This window comes from Moraxella tetraodonis (genome assembly GCF_022359095.1).
Taxonomy (GTDB): Bacteria; Pseudomonadota; Gammaproteobacteria; order Pseudomonadales; family Moraxellaceae; genus Faucicola; species Faucicola tetraodonis.
This window is the reverse complement of the sequence record NZ_JACSYB010000001.1, coordinates 1,799,314-1,819,652: the sequence shown is the minus strand read 5'-3', so window position 1 is coordinate 1,819,652 and position 20,339 is coordinate 1,799,314. Positions and strand designations below refer to the sequence as shown.

Genomic DNA, 20,339 nt, shown 5'->3' with positions numbered 1-20,339 from the left:
CGCATGAAAAAACACGCCTTACTTATCCAAGCCCACCAAGATATCAGTTATTTTATTAAGCTGGCGAAAATTCAGCCAAACGTCAATTTTTATGTACATATAGATGCTAAATCTGATTATTTTCCTGACGCTGAGACTGCACAGCTAGCCAATGTATTTTTGCTCAAAGATAGAATAACGGTGCGTTGGGGCGGGTTTAGCCAAATTGAAGCGACATTAAAATTGTTTGAAACGGCGTTTGTCAATGAGGACAATGCTTATTTTCATTTGGTAAGCGGTGAAGATGTGGTGTTACAACCATTTGAAGTGATAGAAAAACAGTGGCAACAGCGGTTTGATTTTCAGGCGATGATGGCTTGCAAGCTGGCGCCAGAGTGTGCGTATCGCTTTATTATGGACAGTCCCCATGCCGACAGCAACTGGCAACGGCAATTGACGGGCAAAATCATCACCAAACTGCAACAAGGCGTGGCAAAAATAAAAACTTATCACTCACCCATTTATTTTGGCTCACAATGGTTTTCAGTGACGCGTGCAGACTGGGAGAAAATTATGCCTTTTACCGATGAATACAGTGATTTTTTCCGTCAAAAACTGGTACCCGATGAGCATTTTTTTCAAACCCTAATTACTGAAAAATTAACCAATCAAATTCGCCTAAGTAATGATAACCGCCGACAAATTATTTTTGACAAAAATGTAAATAATGGTAATAGCCCGATTTATTTGGATTTATTAAAGCTTGAGCAGGCGAAATTTAATGGCTATTGGTTTGCCCGTAAAGTAAAAAAGGATGTGGCATTGACTTGGGTGGGTGAATTAACATGAAATTTTCTGTACTGATGTCCCTATACGACAAAGAAAAACCCGAATTTCTGACCGAATGTCTAGCTAGCTTGGTTAGCCAAACACGCCAAGCTGCTGAGGTTGTGTTGGTTTTTGATGGTCCCATCAATGTGGCATTGCAAAAAGTGGTACAAGATTTTAAGCCGCAACTACCGTTAACGATTATCGCTTTAACAAAAAACGTGGGACTTGGGCAGGCTTTGAATGCAGGTCTAAACGCTTGTCAACATGACTGGGTGATGCGCATGGATACGGATGATATCTGTGTGGCTAACCGCTTTGAGCAGCAAATCAACTTTATCCAAAATCATCCCGAAATTGACGTGTTGGGCGGGCAAATCATTGAATTTGAAAAGCAGCTATCACAGGGGAAAAAATCTCGCACGGTGCCAACCTCACACGAGGCGATTTTTGCCTCCGCCAAGTCGCGCAATCCCATCAACCACATGACCGCGGCCTTCAAAAAATCTGCAGTACAAGCGGTCGGTAGCTATCGGCATGCGCCGCTGTTTGAAGATTATGATTTGTGGGTACGGTTATTGGTCGCTGGCTATCAGTTTGCCAATTTGCCAGAGGTGCTGGTATATGCACGGGCAGGGGAGGCGATGTATGAACGGCGCGGGGGCTTGGCGTATGCCCGTTACGAGTGGGCTATTCAGCAAAGCTTTTATCAACAAGGGTTTTTGCCTATTGCGCAACTGCTTAAAAACCTCGCCATTCGCTTACCGGTGCGATTATTGCCAAATAGTTTACGCAGTTTGGTTTATCAAAAACTGCTGAGAAAATAACTTAGCGTCGAATGACCTTGCGATTGGGACTTAAACTGTTGACCATCTTTTCAGACAATGGCAAAACTTCTCCACACATCAGTCCCGCCAGCAACTCACTACAAATCGGCGCATAAGCATAGCCCTTTGACCCCAATGCCGAAAAGCTCCAGACTCGGCTTTTGCTTTCATAACCCGCTTGCCAAACCTGCCCAACTAGGGGTAGATAATCCACGGTTTGGCTGCGGATACTGGCGCGACCCTGCCAATGGGGTATGTTTTTTTCGACGGTAAATATATCGGTGTTATTGACCAAATCGGGCACCGCATCCGCCAAATCTGCCACATTCATCTTATGGTCAGCAACTGCTGGTGCAGTATCCAAGGTATCCCTGACAAAACTTGCCCCAAGCATGACATGGCGTTTACTGTTTTCGTTAAAACTGGCGTAATAACTGCCATACTTTAACGGCAGTTTTGGCAACTGTGCTTTATCATGCGCATCGACAGCAAACCACGTCACTTGCCCACGGCTGTGATTAAAGCGTTTGATGGTGGGTAGAAAATCGCAGGTGTCTAAAGCCATGCACAAAATCACATGGTCAAAAAACTGCTGACGCTCAGTGAATGTTAATAGCACCTGGTCGCAATCTTGCTGAAAATAGGCTTGCTGAAAATAGGTTAATTCCTCAGTTTGAAAGCTGATATTGGGGTGGCCTAAAACAGCATTGGCAAAGTTTGCGGTAGTGATTAACCCGGCATTGGGCAAAAATATCGCTTGCCCAACCTCATAACCGACTTTTGCTTTGGCTTGTTCAGCAGTCAATAAACGGGCAAATTCAATGGGAAAATCTTTGACTTCATCAAGATGTAAGCGATTGTGTGAGAGTAAATCCAAACAGCCGGTGGTCTGTAGGATGTTAATACCGGTCTGTGCGGTCAAATAAGGGTAAAATCGACAGCTTGCCAAATAACCAATCGCATGTAGATTGGTTTCAAGGCGTTTTAGGCTGGTAAGTTTTGGCGCAAGAAAACCGCGGATGTTGCCCGATGCCCCTGCCAATGGTTGCGCTTTATCAAAAATGGTGACCTTGTGTCCACGGGCGGCTAAGGCATACGCACTGCTTAACCCCGCCACACCCGCGCCAATCACCGCCACAGACAGCGGTTTTGTAATAGCAGAAAAATTGGGTAGTTTAAAGCCTTTAACGTTATTGGCTTTTCGACGCTGACGACGTCGGGATTCAAACGTGTCAGTAAAGGGTAGGGTGACAAAAAATGGTTTAATTTTTTTGTTATAGCGAAAATAAACCTCGCAAAAATTGGCGGATGTTAACTTAGGTTGAAAGCTTGCGGTGAGCATTTCTCGCTTTTTGCCAAAGCCTTTACGTTTGGCTAAGGTAAAACCCTGATGTTTTAGCCCCTGTTTGACTGCGCTTGCCACGCTAAATGTCGCCAAAGTCGTGTGAGGTTTGGATAACCTTGCAATTTGAGCCAATAAACTCTCTGACCAAAGCTCTTGGTTACAACTCGGCGCAAACCCATCAAGCAGCCACGCATCGACTTTACCTTGCCCAGTCACTTGTGACAAACTACTCGTCGCATCGCCAAGCCATAAATCAATCGTCAATCGTTCATCAAACCAGTTCAAACGATGGCAGCCAGCCAGTGGCGGTGGATAGTTGTCAATGAGCTGTTGTGATAACCCAGCAAGCTCTGTCCACACGCTTAAAGCTTGTTCAAGGTCAGTTTTGCGTAGGGGAAATTTTTCGGTGGTAATGATATGTAAATGGCTATGATTGTCAGGTCTGATTTGTTGCCAAAGTTGCCAAATAGCCAAGAAATTAAGCCCTGTCCCAAAACCAATCTCACCGATCACAAATCGTTCAAAGTTCTTCAAATTAGTGAGGCTATTGGTTAAGTCGTTGCCATCAATAAAAACATGGCGAGATTCTGCCAAGCCATCGGTTTTGGAAAAATAAACATCGCCAAATTCGCTAGAGAGGGGGACAGTCACGCCGTTATCGTCTAGCTGCCAGTGCAGTTTGGCGGTTTGAATGGTTGATGCTGGGGTAGTGCTTGAGTTTGTGACAGGACGTTGGCTAGATTGTGGCATCAGTGACCCATAATAAATAACTAAAAGTTAGTGCTAAGTAAAATATTACTAATACAAGGCTTGAAAACAGCGATTAGGGGGTATAGCATAACTGATTTTTTATCGTTGCAACATGGCATGCAGCTTTTTTTGGGTGTGGTAACAACATGAATCAATCAACTAACGGGCGTTATAACTTAATCACCGCATTGGCAATGATTGTGGGGATTGTGATTGGCTCAGGGATATTTTTTAAGGCAGACAATGTTTTAAAATATACCAATGGCAATGTGGCGCTGGGCGTGGTGGTTTTTGTATTGGCGGCAGTGGCGATTATTTTTGGTTCGCTATCGATTGCTGAGCTGGCAAAACGTACCGATGCGCACGGCGGCTTGATTGGCTATGCCGATGAATTTGTCAGTCCACATTTTTCTACAATGATTGGCTGGTTTCAATTGTTTTTGTATTACCCCACACTTGGTGTGGTGGTGACGTGGGTGGTGGGTATTTACACCGCCCTGTTATTTGGGGTAAAAGAGGCATCGCTTGAATTACAAATGGGCATTGGGCTTACGTGGTTTGTCATTTGTTATCTGTTTAATGTGATGGCAGCGGTGTTTGCAGGGCGTTTTCAAGTCTTTGCCACTGTCGTTAAATTAATTCCGTTATTTGTGCTAGGGGTGATGGCGTTTGTCTATGGTGACCCTGTGGCTGCATTAACCTATCCAAATGAATCCGCGCGTCAAGCGACGCAGTCTTTGGCATGGCTCGGTGCCATTGGTCCGATTGCGTTTTCATTTGATGGTTGGGTGGTCTCTACCAGTATTTCAGGGGAAATCAAACATGCCAAACGTAATTTACCGATTGCCTTAGTTGTTGCGCCTATATTGATTTTATTGGGCTATTTACTGTATTTTGTTGGACTCACCTCGTATCTAGGCGCCGCACAAGTGATGGCATTGGGTGATGAAAGCGTCTATGTGGTGGCGACCCAGTTATTTGGCGAAACCGCTGCCAAAGCCTTTTTGGTATTTGTGGTGATTTCGGTGATGGGTACAGTCAATGGCTTGGTATTAGGGCTGATTCGTCTGCCCCATTCTTTAGCGCTCAAATCATTGATTCCGTTTAGCGCGCAATTGCGTGACGTGTCGCCCAATTATCAGCTATCGATTGGTTCAGCGCTGCTAGGTTTTGCCTTATCGATGTTTTGGGCGGCTGTGCACTATGCGGCGATGAAACATCAGCTGCTAGGCGATATGGATATTTCAGAAATCGCGATTGTGGTGAGTTACTTACTGTATTTGGTATTTTACTTTGCGGTGTTTCGCTTATGGCAACAAGGTCATATCAAAAGTATATTATTGGGTGTGATATCGCCAATTTTGGCGGCATTGGGCTCATTGATGGTAGTGTTCGGCGGTATGCAAAATCCGCTGTTCTTGCCTGTCTGCTTACCGATTTGTGCGCTTGTGCTGCTGCTTGCCTACCTTTACAGTCGCTATCTGCACAGTCGATAAGTACCTTATGTCAAGTACCTTATATCAAGTGCATTGCGTCAATTTTTTGGATAACGCTAAAAACTGCGCCACGCCTTGTCCGACGGCTCGACCCGTGGCAAAACAAGCCGTCAGCAGATAGCCACCCGTTGGCGCATCCCAATCAAGCATCTCGCCACAGCAAAATACATAAGGATTGGATTTTAGCGCAAAATCCTCGGTTAATGCTGTGCGTTTTACCCCGCCGCCACAGCTAATTGCTTCTTCAATCGGTCGAAAGCTATCAAATTCTACGGTTAACTGTTTGATTGCCTTTGTCATCTTATCGGCATTATGCCAGTGCGTTTTTGCGACGATTTCTCTGAGTAAGGCGATTTTGACCGGATCAAGTCCTGCCTTTCGCCACAGGTTAGCTAGCGATTGTTTTTTGGGGTTTTTTAAACTACTCAATAATTTTTCGTCAGCCACATCAGGCAGTAAATCAAGTTGTAGTGATACCTTGCCCGTATGATTTAATTGCTCACGCATAGCACGATTGAGCCGGTATATCAGCCCGCTTTCCATGCCATAATGGGTGAGAATAATATCACCAAAACCCTGCTCAATTTTGCCATTGGGCAATGCCACCTGGGCTTTCACGCGTTTTAACGCTTTGCCAAAATCGCGGTGCAAATGCGCCGACCAAGGCTGCGACAGTGGGCGACAGATACCGACATTGCTGGCATAAAACGGCGTCAATTCTGTATCGCTGAGCCATGCTTGCCATTTGCCATCACTACCGAGCCGCGACCATGACATCGCGCCCGTTGCCAACACAATCGCATCAAAGCTTTGGCTAACAGTCAGGTTGCCGCTTTCATGCGCTACCGAAAAAGTCGCTTCCTTGCCCTCAATGTTGTCACAGCTATGCCGATAAAAAAACGTTACGCCGTCCTGCTGCAGCGCTTGCAACCACGCCCGCAATAGTGGCGAGGCTTTCATCATGGTAGGAAAGATGCGCCCTGTCGAGCCAACAAAAGATTCAATCCCTAAGCGGGTCATAAAATCACGGATATGCGTCGCATTAAAATCTTCAATATACGGCGTTAACCAATCATTGGGCTGATAACGTGTGACAAAGGTATCAACAGGCTCAGCGTGCGAGATATTGAGTCCAGATTTACCCGCCATCAATAGTTTGCGGGCAGGGGAAGGTTTTTGTTCAAATACGTGGATTGTGACATCAAACTGGCGCAGATAATCTGCCACCATCAGGCCAGCAGGACCTGCGCCAATGATGGCGACAGTGGGCTTTTTTGGCAGGTCGGCTTGGTTATTTGGCATCATAGTAAGTCAATGTCAGGCTTATAGTAGTAGGCTTATAAAGTCGACTACCAACGACCTTTACGTCCCGCGACCATCCAGCCCAGTGCGATACCAAGTATACCACTGAGCAGTGCAGTGACCGCCCCGTAGATAAAAATCTGTCCACTGCGCTCATTGACAAGCACTTTGACCTGCGTATTTAAACTATCGACTTGGTTTTGTAATTCAGCATTTTTTGCCAAGAGTTGTTGGTTGGCGTTGGACAACTGGCTGTCAGTGGGCTGGTTGAGCTGGGCAAGGGTAGGTTGTTTGGGGTTTTGCATCGGTGAGGTGCTACTGGCAACGCTTGAGGCAATCTCTGGCTGTTTGGCGAGCGGTTGTCCTGTTTTTGGGTCAGTGACGACAACTTGCGGTGCTGCATGGGTCAGGCTTGTCACCTGTAATACCGTCAATAACACTGCGCCGCTTGCCAAAGAGCCCACCAAATTTTTCATGCTTGTCACCTATCACCACCCAGACTTTGCCAATTATGTACTACAAACAACTGATAAACCCAATATTAACTCACTGATTTAGGAAAAACTTGGATAAAAGGTTTGATATCCACATGACTATATACACCATTTAATAAGTAAGGCTCTTCGCTTGCCCAAGCTTGCACGGCTTCATCGCTGTCAAAATCCACGACCAATACACTGCCACTCATTTCAGGCTCTCCATGTACAATTGGCGTAGGACCTGCGATGATTAGACGGCGCTGTTCATCTAACCGCGTAAGACGCTCAAGATGAGCAGAACGGAATTGTTTGCGTAGCTCAAGGCTATCAGGAACGTCATGACCGATAATAATATAAAGTGCCATCCATATTCTCCTTTAGTTTTTTCCTTTATCATTGATTTGTTGTTGTATATCTGGATTTAGATGGTTTTTTAAGAACACAAATTGCCCGATTAAAAACACCAGCATCACCGGTATCCATCCCCAGCTTTTAAAATTAATCCAAGTATCGTTGTTGGTAAAAAACGCAAAATAATATTGCAAACCTGCCATCAGCAAGAAATACCCTGCCCAAGCGAGGGTGAGTCTATTCCAGCCCGATTGGGTCAATCGAAACACATTTTTCATTGCCAACTCTAATAGCGGTTTACCTATCGCGACACTGATAATGAGGGCAACTGCAAACACGCTATTGATGACAGTTGATTTCCATTTTAAAAATGCTTCGTCATGGAAAATTAAGCTTAACCCACAAAATCCCACGGTTAAAATCAGCGTGACCCACTGCTGTTTATTGAGCTTGCCTTTTTGCCGGGCAAAATGCACGACATATACCACCAGTGTGGTAATCAATAACGCCGCCGCACCTGCCAATACCCCTTGCTGTTTGGAAAAGTAAAAAAATGCCAGTAAAGGTAGCAAATCCAATAAACCGCTCATAGTCATCTCTAACAAAAATCTTAGCCGCTAGTTTACACGGATATGCTAAAATCGAAAAGTAACTTTGCGATTTTCCTTGCTTCATCCACCACGTGCCCTTGTGAGTAAGCCAGCGCAGAGTTAACCCCTCTTTGTCTTAACCCCTTTTTGTCCTATTGTTGGCAACCAGCTTTTGTAATTAAGGCGTATTTGTGAATTCTTTAAATCTCGATATCTTGTCTAGCAGTCCTATTTATACCCAACTTCCGATTGATATGCATTGTCACAGTACCTGCTCAGATGGCACTTTTAGCCCAAGCGAAGTGGTGCAAAAAGCGCATGAAAAAGGGGTGAAAGTATTATCCTTAAGCGACCATGATACGGTACTTGGTATCCTTGAGGCGCGCCAAACCGCTGAAAGTCTTGGTATGACGCTGATTCACGGTGTTGAAATCAGCTGTCGTCATCGTGTCATGGGCGGCTACTCCAAAAAACCTGCCCAAAATGAAAAAGTGATTCATGTATTGGGGTACGGCTTTAGTGATATTGAAACAATGCATAGCAAACTCGCTGCCATCCAAGCCAATCGAGAAACGCGCGGCTATGCGATGTGCGAGCGTGTGGCAAGTACCTTTAAACGCCCGATGGATGAAATTTGGCAGGCTGTGTTAGTGCAAGCCAAAGGTAATCCGCAAGCGGTCGGTCGTACCCATATCGCCAAAGTGATGGCGGATCAAGGTTTGGTGAGTGATGTGCAAAAAGCCTTTACTGGCTATTTGGCTGACCATAAACCTTGCTATGTGGCACTCGATGGCTTATCGCTTAAAGATTGCATCAATTTGATTCATGACTGTGGTGGCAAAGCGTCTTTGGCTCATGCGACCCGTTATAATTTAACCGCCAACAAAGTGCGTAAACTGATTGCAGATTTTGCCAGTAGCGGTGGCGATGCAGTGGAATTGCCTGCCAGCAATGAACCGACTTCAACGCGTCATATGGTGGATCGGGTCATTAAAGAACATGGGTTAAAAGTGTCTATCGGTAGTGATTTTCACGGCAGCACCATGCCTTGGCGGGTGCTTGGCGGTGTACCAAAATTGCATGAAGGGCAGGTGGGGATTTGGGAGAGTTGCTAAAAATTTACCCTCAGTTACCATTTTTTAACTAACAAGCAGGGTTTTCTAAATAGCCAGCAGGCTTTTTTGGCATTTTTACTGATGACGATATTTATAAAAGGTACAAGGAAGCCAAGTACCTGTAACCAAGTGCCTGTAATTAGTTGACTGAAACTAAGATTTTTTGTCAAACGCGGTCAGTGGCTTAAAGGCAATCGACTTCGCCATCGGCAACTCCTCAATTGCACGCAGTCGCCAGCTATTGGCTGGGTCATGCACTACAATATAGTATTTGCCTTTAGACGGGTCTAGCTGTACATTGCCCGCATAACTGCCATCACTTAACCGTTTGACGATAATGTCACGGTCTTTTTGCTTTTGGGTGGCATGGGAAATCTCCACTGCCAATTGCTCAGGTGCGTTAAACTTGTCACCGGCGGGCGCCTCAAGTTTAAAATTGACGGACTGCTGGCTAATTATCATTTGACCGGTTAGCCCCAAATCATGCGCCAGTTTATCTTTGGACACATCCGCATATAAGGTCTTACCATCCATGTACCAGTCATCACGCACAGTAGAGTCTTGGATTCTCACCGAGTAAAACACGAACCAGATACAGGCGACTACCACAAATAGCGGCAGACCAATGACAAAAATCCAAACCATATAATTTTTATACCAAAGTTTGGATATCGACTGATTAGAAGTTGATGAAGCAGGAGAATTTGTCGGTGTTGCCATAGACCACTCAGCAGATAACAATCAAAAAGCTAGTATAGCAGAAAAACCCGTACCCAATAACGTGCGCCAATAATTTGGCACAAAAAAAGCCGATTATCAAAATCAGCTTTTTTAGGCAATCAAACTTATTTATCGGTGGTAAACACGTTATCTTTTACCGCTTTATATTTACCGCCATCATCCACGCTCACCACTTGCATTTGGATAGGGATATTGCTTTGGGTAATCACTTTTGGATCGCCTAGCACACTGACAGGGAAGTCATAACTTTCGCCTGCTTCTAATGGAATGGTTTTAAAGCGGCTATCAAGTTTTAAGCCGGGTTGTGGTGTCAATGTCACCGCATAATCATGGTCTTGCTGGGTTTTGTTGGTGATTTTGATGATATAGTTATTTTCTACCAAACCTTGCGCATTGATTGACGACAACTGATTACGGTCACGGCGTATATCAATCTGTAGCGGTACACGGCTGGTTAAAAAATAAACCCCCGTCCCAATCAACAACGTAATTACCGCCAAATAAGCAAAAAACCGTGGACGCAAAATTTTACTTGGCTCATTCTCTACCAATTGGCGTTCGGTACTATAACGAATCAAACCGCGTGGTTTATTAACTTTATCCATGATGTCATTACACGCATCGACACAGGCCGCACACTGGATGCATTCAACTTGCAAACCATCACGAATATCGATACCCGTCGGACACACTTGCACACACATCAAACAGTTGATACAGTCACCTAAGTTCTCATCTTCACCGCCTCTTTTACGTGCGCCACGTGGCTCACCACGTTTATAGTCATAGGTGACAATCAACGTATCTTTATCGAACATCACGCTTTGGAAGCGGCCATAGGGGCAAATATGGGTACAAAAGTGCTCACGCATATAGCCTGCATTGGCAAACGTCGCAAAGGTAAAAATAAGTACCGAAACCCAAGTTAGCGGTGTCCAATCTGGCACAGGAATAACGCCAAACCATTGCCAACTATGATAAAGATAATCAGTCCCAACGGCATAACTACTAAACGTCAATGCAGTCACCAACGCCATGATAAACCAAATCAGATACACCAAGCCGCGTTTCATGATTTTTTCGCCATTCCAAGGCGCTTTATCTAACTTAAACTGCTTATTACGATCACCGATGATAAGCTTCTCAGTATATTGGTACATATGCGTCCAAATCGTCTGTGGACACGCATAGCCACACCACACACGACCGGCATAAACGGTCACCATAAACAATAAAAAGGCAGCAACCATAAAGAAAAACGCAAAAATAAAAACGTCTTGGGGTAAAAAAGTTAGCCCAAATAGCACAATCTTAGAACCCGAGAAATCGAACCATATTGCTTGGTGTCCGCCATAGCGAATCCATGGTAACACCAAAAACAACAACAATAAAAAATACATACTGACAACGCGGATGTTTTGATAAAAACCCGTCACAAAACGGGGGTGTACGCGTTTTTTAGTGGCATCTACTTGGTGAACAGGAAGTCTAAAATCATTACCAGCAGGGGAAGGAGGTTGTACAGACATTGTTTGCCCTCACATATTTTCTGACATGAACATAAAAAAAATGAAAGACGACAACCGCAAAACCACCGAACATCGCCTAACGAAAAATTGCTTAAACAATATATTCAATTATATATCAAATGGCAGTAAATACCCACAAAATAAAGGGAATTATCAATAACTGCAAAATAAATGAAAAAACTTTTCGTAGTGGTATTGACAGGTAAAAAGAAAAGCGTATAATACGCACTCACTGGCAGCGACTACAGCCACAAACTGTAGTAAAAACAACAACTTAAATTAATATAGATATAAGTTGAGCGGTCATAAAAAATTAAAGAAAAAAGTTATTGACAACACAAAATAAGCTGTTAAAATAGCGACCTTCTTAACGACATCAGCCGATGATGTTGTGAACTAAATAACAACGAACACAAGAACAACTTGTGTGGATTTTCACTTAGGGCGATAAAATTAAGACTTTATTAATTGTATTGTCAGAGTGAAGATACTCGTAAGTTTATTTGAGCAAAGACAGTATAAATAATTGAGTCAACAAATTAAATCTATTGACATCGCATAGCGATGACAATAGATAGAAAGATTAAACTGAAGAGTTTGATCATGGCTCAGATTGAACGCTGGCGGCAGGCTTAACACATGCAAGTCGAACGATGATTATCTAGCTTGCTAGATATGATTAGTGGCGGACGGGTGAGTAACATTTAGGAATCTGCCTAGTAGTGGGGGATAGCTCGGGGAAACTCGAATTAATACCGCATACGACCTACGGGTGAAAGGGGGCGCAAGCTCTTGCTATTAGATGAGCCTAAATCAGATTAGCTAGTTGGTGGGGTAAAGGCCCACCAAGGCGACGATCTGTAACTGGTCTGAGAGGATGATCAGTCACACCGGAACTGAGACACGGTCCGGACTCCTACGGGAGGCAGCAGTGGGGAATATTGGACAATGGGGGCAACCCTGATCCAGCCATGCCGCGTGTGTGAAGAAGGCCTTTTGGTTGTAAAGCACTTTAAGCAGGGAGGAGAGGCTAATGGTTAATACCCATTAGATTAGACGTTACCTGCAGAATAAGCACCGGCTAACTCTGTGCCAGCAGCCGCGGTAATACAGAGGGTGCGAGCGTTAATCGGAATTACTGGGCGTAAAGCGAGTGTAGGTGGCTCATTAAGTCACATGTGAAATCCCCGGGCTTAACCTGGGAACTGCATGTGATACTGGTGGTGCTAGAATATGTGAGAGGGAAGTAGAATTCCAGGTGTAGCGGTGAAATGCGTAGAGATCTGGAGGAATACCGATGGCGAAGGCAGCTTCCTGGCATAATATTGACACTGAGATTCGAAAGCGTGGGTAGCAAACAGGATTAGATACCCTGGTAGTCCACGCCGTAAACGATGTCTACTAGCCGTTGGGGTCCTTGAGACTTTAGTGGCGCAGTTAACGCGATAAGTAGACCGCCTGGGGAGTACGGCCGCAAGGTTAAAACTCAAATGAATTGACGGGGGCCCGCACAAGCGGTGGAGCATGTGGTTTAATTCGATGCAACGCGAAGAACCTTACCTGGTCTTGACATAGTGAGAATCCTGCAGAGATGCGGGAGTGCCTTCGGGAATTCACATACAGGTGCTGCATGGCTGTCGTCAGCTCGTGTCGTGAGATGTTGGGTTAAGTCCCGCAACGAGCGCAACCCTTTTCCTTATTTGCCAGCGGGTTAAGCCGGGAACTTTAAGGATACTGCCAGTGACAAACTGGAGGAAGGCGGGGACGACGTCAAGTCATCATGGCCCTTACGACCAGGGCTACACACGTGCTACAATGGTAGGTACAGAGGGTTGCTACACAGCGATGTGATGCTAATCTCAAAAAGCCTATCGTAGTCCGGATTGGAGTCTGCAACTCGACTCCATGAAGTCGGAATCGCTAGTAATCGCAGATCAGAATGCTGCGGTGAATACGTTCCCGGGCCTTGTACACACCGCCCGTCACACCATGGGAGTCTATTGCACCAGAAGTAGGTAGCCTAACGCAAGAGGGCGCTTACCACGGTGTGGTCGATGACTGGGGTGAAGTCGTAACAAGGTAGCCGTAGGGGAACCTGCGGCTGGATCACCTCCTTAACTAAAGCACTAAGTGAGAATTCACAGCAAGTTGTTCTTGTGTAGTAAGCTAATAAGCCAAGTAAATAAAACATTACTTTGCAAGGTTACTAGCGAAAATCCTATTTAAAGGATTTTCGGCTCAAGCCTAGCAAAGCGGTGCTTTGCTTTAACGGCTTTCGGGGTCTATAGCTCAGTTGGTTAGAGCACTGCCTTGATAAGGCAGGGGTCATAAGTTCAAGTCTTATTAGACCCACCATTTAACCAGAGGTTAAATGCTTTAGAATTTACTTCGTAAATTCTCTTGCGCTCGGGCAAAGCGATGCTTTGCTGATCCTTGCTCAGGGGCCATAGCTCAGTTGGTAGAGCGCCTGCCTTGCACGCAGGAGGTCAGGAGTTCGACTCTCCTTGGCTCCACCATAATTAGCTTAACGTAATAAAGCAGACAGAGTAATTTAGTCAGTGAATTAAGAGATTACTTCAATCTGTTTTATCAGAAATCATGACCTGACGAAGGTCTGATAATTCAATAACAACATAGAGAAATGAGTCTGGGTTAATTATCAAGTTCCAACGAAGATAATTAACCTTAGTAATCAGCCAATCAGACCCAAAGAAATGATTGGAACAACTGATTACTTAAAAGTAAAGAGAACTGAATCAAGCGTAAACATAGGTGAAGATCGTTACCATTACGAATATAACTCAAATAGAAAAGTGCAGTAAGCACTTGCTTGAAATCTCGAATTATTTCGAGATGCAAAGCAAGTAATAGCTGTCACTCATTTGGCAACAGATGAAGCTATTTAGGGTTGTATAGTCAAGTAATGAAGTGCACATGGTGGATGCCTTGGCAGTCAGAGGCGATGAAAGACGTGACAGCCTGCGAAAAGCGTCGGGGAGGCGGCAATATCCTGTGATCCGGCGATATCTGAATGGGGAAACCCACTTGTCATAAGACAGGTATCGTAAATTTATTTACGAGGCAAACCGGGAGAAGTGAAACATCTCAGTAACCCGAGGAAAAGACATCAATAGAGATTCCCCTAGTAGCGGCGAGCGAACGGGGAGGAGCCGACTGATTATAATTTAGAGGAATGACTTGGAAAGGTCAATCGTAGAGGGTGATAATCCCGTACTCGAAAGGTTATAAGAAGCATATTAAGTAGGGCGGAACACGAGAAATTCTGTCTGAAGATGGGGGGACCATCCTCCAAGGCTAAATACTCCTGACTGACCGATAGTGAACCAGTACCGTGAGGGAAAGGCGAAAAGAACCCCTGTGAGGGGAGTGAAATAGAACCTGAAACCGTGTGCATACAAGCAGTCGGAGCGGACATGTTCCGTGACGGCGTACCTTTTGTATAATGGGTCAGCGACTTATATTCTGTAGCAAGGTTAACCGAATAGGGGAGCCGTAGGGAAACCGAGTCTTAATAGGGCGTCTAGTTGCAGGGTATAGACCCGAAACCGAGTGATCTATCCATGAGCAGGTTGAAAGTGACGTAACAGTTACCGGAGGACCGAACCCACTGTCGTTGAAAAGCCAGGGGATGACTTGTGGATAGGGGTGAAAGGCTAATCAAACTCGGTGATAGCTGGTTCTCCCCGAAAGCTATTTAGGTAGCGCCTCGGACGAACACCATTGGGGGTAGAGCACTGTTTCGGCTAGGGGGTCATCCCGACTTACCAAACCGATGCAAACTCCGAATACCGATGAGTGATATCCGGGAGACAGACGGCGGGTGCTAACGTCCGTCGTCAAGAGGGAAACAACCCAGACCGCCAGCTAAGGCCCCAAATTCCTAGTTAAGTGGGAAACGATGTGGGAAGGCACAGACAGCTAGGAGGTTGGCTTAGAAGCAGCCATCCTTTAAAGAAAGCGTAATAGCTCACTAGTCGAGTCGGCCTGCGCGGAAGATGTAACGGGGCTCAAACTAGGAGCCGAAGCTGCGGATTTAATTGTTTCAATTAAGTGGTAGGGGAGCATTGTGTAAGCCTGTGAAGGTGTGTTGTAAAGCATGCTGGAGGTATCACAAGAGCGAATGCTGACGTGAGTAACGACAAAACGGGTGAAAAGCCCGTTCGCCGGAAGACCAAGGGTTCCAGTCCAACGTTAATCGGGGCTGGGTGAGTCGACCCCTAAGGCGAGGCCGAAAGGCGTAGTCGATGGGAAATCGGTTAATATTCCGATACTTGTTTATGATGCGATGGAGGGACGGAGAAGGTTATGCCAGCTTGGCGATGGTTGTCCAAGTGGAAGGATGTAGTTAGGTTTAGTAGGCAAATCCGCTAGACTATTAATGAGATCTGATAGCAAGCTGTACTTGTACAGCGAAGTGGCAAATACCCTGCTTCCAGGAAAAGCTTCTAAGCGATAGTCATAAAGAAATCGTACCCGAAACCGACACAGGTGGTCAGGTAGAGAATACCAAGGCGCTTGAGAGAACTCTGCTGAAGGAACTAGGCAAAATGGTACCGTAACTTCGGGAGAAGGTACGCTGCCGATGGTGAGTAGTCACGCACTACAAAGCTATTGGCAGTCGCAGATACCAGGCCGCTGCAACTGTTTATTAAAAACACAGCACTCTGCAAACACGAAAGTGGACGTATAGGGTGTGATGCCTGCCCGGTGCTGGAAGGTTAATTGATGGGGTTAGCGTAAGCGAAGCTCTTGATCGAAGCCCCAGTAAACGGCGGCCGTAACTATAACGGTCCTAAGGTAGCGAAATTCCTTGTCGGGTAAGTTCCGACCTGCACGAATGGCATAATGATGGCGGCGCTGTCTCCAGCAGAGACTCAGTGAAATCGAAATCGCAGTGAAGATGCTGTGTACCCGCGGCTAGACGGAAAGACCCCGTGAACCTTTACTACAGCTTTACATTGAACTTTGACCTTACCTGTGTAGGATAGGTGGGAGGCTTTGAAGCAGGCACGCCAGTGTCTGTGGAGCCATCCTTGAAATACCACCCTGGTAATGTTGGGGTTCTAACTCAAGCTTAACAGAGCTGAGGACAATGTATGGTGGGTAGTTTGACTGGGGCGGTCTCCTCCTAAAGAGTAACGGAGGAGTACGAAGGTGCGCTCAGAACGGTCGGAAATCGTTCGAAGAGTATAAAGGCAAAAGCGCGCTTAACTGCGAGACCCACAAGTCGAGCAGATACGAAAGTAGGTCTTAGTGATCCGGTGGTTCTGTATGGAAGGGCCATCGCTCAACGGATAAAAGGTACTCTGGGGATAACAGGCTGATACCGCCCAAGAGTTCATATCGACGGCGGTGTTTGGCACCTCGATGTCGGCTCATCTCATCCTGGGGCTGAAGCAGGTCCCAAGGGTATGGCTGTTCGCCATTTAAAGAGGTACGCGAGCTGGGTTTAGAACGTCGTGAGACAGTTCGGTCCCTATCTACCGTGGGCGTTGGAAATTTGAGAGGATCTGCTCCTAGTACGAGAGGACCAGAGTGGACGAACCTCTGGTGTTTCGGTTGTGACGCCAGTCGCATTGCCGAGTAGCTATGTTCGGATGGGATAACCGCTGAAAGCATCTAAGCGGGAAGCCCACCTTAAGATTAGATTTCCCTAAAGAGCCGTTGTAGACTACGACGTTGATAGGTTGGGTGTGGAAGCATAGTGATATGTGTAGCTAACCAATACTAATTGCTCGTTTGGCTTGACTATACAACGCCTAAATGGCTTTGTAGGTAATAACGATATTCACCTCGCTTGATATAGCTGATACTTTACTTTTAATAACTCATTCCTCTATCCCCCTTTGCTGACGATAATAGCTTGGAGGTCCCACCTGATCCCTTCCCGAACTCAGAAGTGAAACTCCAATGCGCCAATGGTAGTGTGGTTCGCCCATGTGAGAGTAGGTCATCGTCAGCTCCCTATTCCAAAACACCCCCTTACATTAGTAAGGGGGTGTTTTTTTGCATCCCTGAAAGACTCAGAGAAAAACTCAGAATAGAAAATTAATGTTTTTATCGCAGACTTTGGGTAAAATAGGCGAAAATTTTTGGTGTGAAATTTAAAGTGAGTGTTACCATGCAAATTACCGTTATTGACCATCCCTTAGTTAAGCATAAATTATCCTTGATGCGCGAGGCAGATAGTAGCACTTATAAATTTCGTACCTTAACCAAAGAGCTTGCCCGTTTGATGGCGTATGAAGCAAGCCGTGATTTTCCCATAGAAACAATCAGCATTCAGGGCTGGGAAGGTAACCAAATAGAAGGAATTCAAATCAAAGGTAAAACGGTTACTGTTGTACCTATCTTGCGCGCAGGTTTAGGAATGCTTGATGGGGTTTTAGACCTTATTCCCACGGCTAAAATCTCGATGGTTGGATTGCAACGTGATGAGGATACCCTTGAGCCCGTGCCTTTTTTTGAAAAATTGGTCAAAGATATTAATGAGCGTCCTGCGTTGATTTTAGATCCTATGCTTGCCACGGGCGGTAGTATGGTAGCAACGATTGATATGATGAAAAAACACGGTTGTAAAAATATTAAAGCCTTGGTATTGGTAGCAACGCCTGAAGGGGTAAAAGCGGTGAATGATGCCCATCCTGATGTGAAGATTTTTACCGCAGCCCTCGATAGCCATTTGAATGAACAGGGGTATATTATCCCAGGGCTTGGGGATGCAGGGGATAAAATTTTTGGCACAAAACAGCACTGATGAGCAAAATAGTAAAATTAGTAAAAAAGCTAGATGATTTATCTAGCTTTTTTATTGACAGTTGCATAGTGGCTATTTTTTGATGGGTTGTAAGCTATCGGCTAAATCGATAAGCTTAATAAATTCGCGGCGAATACCTTGTGGGTCGTTGCCGATATTGGCTTGGGCGAGTCGCTTGCTGTCATTTAGTCGCCAATTAGCGAGGTATTTGCTTTGCTTGAGGGTTTCACCAAAACTTGCCACACTTAGCGCAAATGCCAGCTCATTGCTTGGCTGTTGGGTCTGATTGCTAATGGGCAGGGTCAAAAGCGTTGATGTTTTGCTATTTGGGGCTTTATAGCGAAGTTTTAAAAACCCTAACTCAGTATTTTTGCCTGTGTGATTGATAGGGTGAGCTTGGTAACGGCTATCGTCTAGCCAACCTTGCTGCCCCACAGGGGTAATTTCAAACAGCGCAACCACAGATTTGCCTGCCCCTAGCTCACCTGCATCTACTTTATCGTTGTTAAAATCTTCTTTTTCAAGGACACGATTTTCATACCCAATCAACCGCCATTCTTTAACCGTCTGGGGATTGAATTCCACTTGGACTTTAACGTCTTTTGCTACGGTATTGAAGGTGGCTGACATTTCGTCTACCAAGGCTTTTTTGGCCTCAGACAGGCTGTCAATGTAGCTATAGTTACCATTGCCGTTATCCGCGACTTGTTCCATCATGTGGTCGTTTAAATTGCCTTCACCAAAGCCAAACGTGGAAAGTGACACACCGCTATCACGCTCACGGCGGATAATATCTAGCATTTCATCGACGTCCGATACACCGACATTAAAATCCCCATCGGTCATCATCAAAATGCGGTTGATGCCGTCTTTTTTATAGTGGATTTTTGCTTGTTGATAAGCCAGCTTTATCGCTGCTTCGCCATTGGTCGAACCACTGGCATCTAGGCTATCAATTGCGGCTGATATTTTGTCGGTGTCACTACCTTTGGTGGCAGGAAGCGTCACTTGGGTATGACCTGCATAGGTCACGATACTGATGGTATCTTGCGACCTCAATTGTCTGGTGAGCATTTTTAGCGAAGATTTGACCAGTGGTAATTTATCGTTGTCTGACATCGAGCCCGATACATCTACCAAAAATACCAAGTTGGCAGGCGGTAAGACGCTTTGTTTGGTGATGGTAGGGTCATCTGCTTTGATAGCCACTTTGATGATACGATTGGTAGCACGCCAAGGTGCGGCAGCCGTTTCGGTACTTACCAAAAAAGGGGCGTTGGCAAGGCGTTTGGCTTGTGAAAAATCATAGTTAAAATAATTGATAAGCTCTTCAATACGCACCGCATCAGTGGGCGGTAATTGTCCGTTGTTGAGAAAACGGCGCACATTGGCGTAGCTGCCCGTGTCGGTATCGATACTAAAAGTGGCAACCGCATCGGTGGCGGTTTGGTGAATGGGGTTGACTGCAAGGTGCTGATATTTTTCGCTATTACCCTGTGGTATCGGCATCGGCATGATGGGTGAGTAGCGCGCCATCTTGGTCATTGCTGCCGCTTCCATCATCATGGCAGGCGCAGCAACCACGGGCGTTGGTGAGGCGATAACAGGTGTGGCAGGGCTCGTATCACGGTTGTTTGACGGTGAGGGGCTACACGCCGTCAATAAGCTTTGGGCGATGACGAGGCTCAGTAGTGTTGGCTTAAAAATGTCGCGCTGCATGACTAACTCCTTTTCAATCGTGGCTGGCGTAATCACAGTTTACGACATTTTTTGATGAAAAAGGCAGTTTTTTGCGATAAAACCCGCTAGACATGGCTGTGATTAGCACGGTGTCAGCGGTTAAATAGGTTAAGAATAATAGTAAGAATGATACTCACGATAATCATTGTGACGATGGGAAAATGAAAACTAAAGCCGCCACCTTCTGAGCGATAATTAACGTCGCCAGGCATACGACCAAACCAATTAAAGGCGGTGGGGAAAAAGTGCCAAATTAGCCCAATAATGAGCATTAAAATGCCTAAGCCGATTAAAATTTTTGCCATATTGAAAACCTTTTCATTATTATAATGGTTTGTATTTTAATGATTTTTTAACGTTTTTAGTGCTGTGTTTAGTTGTTATGATGTAAGCTTGATGTAAAAATAAAAATTTAAATTTTATTGAGAATATTTTATCAAAAAGAAAGGCTATCACATAACTTTTGAGGCTTCGAGTCTTTATTCGGAG

Annotated in this window: 14 protein-coding genes, 2 tRNA genes and 3 rRNA genes; 10 read left to right on the top strand and 9 right to left on the bottom strand. The window is 45.3% G+C overall.

Annotation, left to right across the window (positions count from 1 at the left end; genetic code table 11):
* Positions 1-3 precede the first annotated feature (3 nt).
* Positions 4-828 (top strand): beta-1,6-N-acetylglucosaminyltransferase, encoded by an 825-nt coding sequence (locus H9W84_RS07965; protein WP_239742878.1) that lies wholly within the window; start codon positions 4-6, stop codon positions 826-828.
* Positions 825-1,634, top strand: a complete 810-nt coding sequence (locus H9W84_RS07960; protein ID WP_239742876.1) for a glycosyltransferase family 2 protein — start codon at positions 825-827, stop codon at positions 1,632-1,634. The genes H9W84_RS07965 and H9W84_RS07960 overlap by 4 nt, the downstream gene beginning before the upstream one ends.
* 1 nt (position 1,635) lies before the next feature.
* On the opposite strand, the gene mnmC1 is transcribed toward H9W84_RS07960, so the two are convergent.
* Positions 1,636-3,729 (bottom strand): FAD-dependent 5-carboxymethylaminomethyl-2-thiouridine(34) oxidoreductase MnmC1, encoded by a 2,094-nt coding sequence (gene mnmC1, locus H9W84_RS07955; protein ID WP_239742874.1) that lies wholly within the window; start codon positions 3,727-3,729, stop codon positions 1,636-1,638.
* A 146-nt stretch (positions 3,730-3,875) separates the two neighbouring features.
* On the opposite strand from mnmC1, the gene H9W84_RS07950 reads away from it, so the two are divergent.
* Positions 3,876-5,225, top strand: a complete 1,350-nt coding sequence (locus tag H9W84_RS07950; protein ID WP_239742872.1) for an APC family permease — start codon at positions 3,876-3,878, stop codon at positions 5,223-5,225.
* A gap of 24 nt (positions 5,226-5,249) precedes the next feature.
* Here H9W84_RS07950 and H9W84_RS07945 read toward each other — a convergent pair whose 3' ends face one another.
* From H9W84_RS07945 to H9W84_RS07930, 4 genes are all read right to left on the bottom strand, one after another.
* A complete protein-coding gene (locus tag H9W84_RS07945; RefSeq protein WP_239742871.1) occupies positions 5,250-6,530 on the bottom strand; it encodes a TIGR03862 family flavoprotein in 1,281 nt (426 codons plus the stop codon).
* A gap of 44 nt (positions 6,531-6,574) precedes the next feature.
* The gene (locus tag H9W84_RS07940; protein ID WP_239742870.1) at positions 6,575-7,003 is read right to left on the bottom strand and encodes an SH3 domain-containing protein; all 429 of its coding nucleotides are present in this window, start codon (positions 7,001-7,003) and stop codon (positions 6,575-6,577) included.
* Positions 7,004-7,068: 65 nt separating this feature from the next.
* On the bottom strand, positions 7,069-7,371 hold the full coding sequence (locus H9W84_RS07935; protein ID WP_076777104.1) for a YciI family protein: 303 nt from the start codon (positions 7,369-7,371) through the stop codon (positions 7,069-7,071).
* 12 nt (positions 7,372-7,383) lie between these two features.
* A complete protein-coding gene (locus H9W84_RS07930) occupies positions 7,384-7,947 on the bottom strand; it encodes an inner membrane-spanning protein YciB (protein WP_007115181.1) in 564 nt (187 codons plus the stop codon).
* A 191-nt stretch (positions 7,948-8,138) separates the two neighbouring features.
* Between H9W84_RS07930 and H9W84_RS07925 the strand changes: the two genes are divergently transcribed.
* Positions 8,139-9,062: a PHP domain-containing protein gene (locus H9W84_RS07925; RefSeq protein WP_420846652.1), complete on the top strand. Its 924-nt coding sequence runs from the start codon at positions 8,139-8,141 to the stop codon at positions 9,060-9,062.
* Positions 9,063-9,215: 153 nt separating this feature from the next.
* Here H9W84_RS07925 and H9W84_RS07920 read toward each other — a convergent pair whose 3' ends face one another.
* Together H9W84_RS07920 and ccoG are read right to left on the bottom strand one after the other, a co-directional pair.
* The gene (locus tag H9W84_RS07920) at positions 9,216-9,782 is read right to left on the bottom strand and encodes a FixH family protein (RefSeq protein WP_239742869.1); all 567 of its coding nucleotides are present in this window, start codon (positions 9,780-9,782) and stop codon (positions 9,216-9,218) included.
* A gap of 125 nt (positions 9,783-9,907) precedes the next feature.
* Positions 9,908-11,332, bottom strand: a complete 1,425-nt coding sequence (gene ccoG / locus H9W84_RS07915; RefSeq protein ID WP_050325858.1) for a cytochrome c oxidase accessory protein CcoG — start codon at positions 11,330-11,332, stop codon at positions 9,908-9,910.
* Between the two features lie 585 nt (positions 11,333-11,917).
* Here ccoG and H9W84_RS07910 point away from each other — a divergent pair.
* The 6 genes from H9W84_RS07910 (at position 11,918) to upp (ending at position 18,110) form a co-directional block, all read left to right on the top strand.
* Positions 11,918-13,449, top strand: a 16S ribosomal RNA gene (locus H9W84_RS07910).
* A gap of 161 nt (positions 13,450-13,610) precedes the next feature.
* A tRNA-Ile gene (locus tag H9W84_RS07905) sits at positions 13,611-13,687 on the top strand.
* Positions 13,688-13,772: 85 nt separating this feature from the next.
* Positions 13,773-13,848 (top strand) — tRNA-Ala (locus tag H9W84_RS07900).
* Between the two features lie 398 nt (positions 13,849-14,246).
* Positions 14,247-17,105: ribosomal RNA gene (locus H9W84_RS07895) — 23S ribosomal RNA — on the top strand.
* Between the two features lie 96 nt (positions 17,106-17,201).
* Positions 17,202-17,315, top strand: a 5S ribosomal RNA gene (gene rrf, locus H9W84_RS07890).
* The 16S, 23S and 5S rRNA genes sit together here with 2 tRNA genes alongside, the layout of an rRNA operon.
* 159 nt (positions 17,316-17,474) lie before the next feature.
* Complete coding sequence (gene upp, locus H9W84_RS07885) at positions 17,475-18,110, top strand: uracil phosphoribosyltransferase (protein ID WP_065263959.1); 636 nt, start codon at positions 17,475-17,477, stop codon at positions 18,108-18,110.
* A 72-nt stretch (positions 18,111-18,182) separates the two neighbouring features.
* Here the strand turns inward: upp and H9W84_RS07880 are convergent, their stop codons facing one another.
* Positions 18,183-19,829 (bottom strand): vWA domain-containing protein, encoded by a 1,647-nt coding sequence (locus H9W84_RS07880; RefSeq protein ID WP_239742868.1) that lies wholly within the window; start codon positions 19,827-19,829, stop codon positions 18,183-18,185.
* Positions 19,830-19,942: 113 nt separating this feature from the next.
* Positions 19,943-20,155: a DUF2905 domain-containing protein gene (locus H9W84_RS07875; protein WP_239742867.1), complete on the bottom strand. Its 213-nt coding sequence runs from the start codon at positions 20,153-20,155 to the stop codon at positions 19,943-19,945.
* Positions 20,156-20,339: the final 184 nt, after the last annotated feature.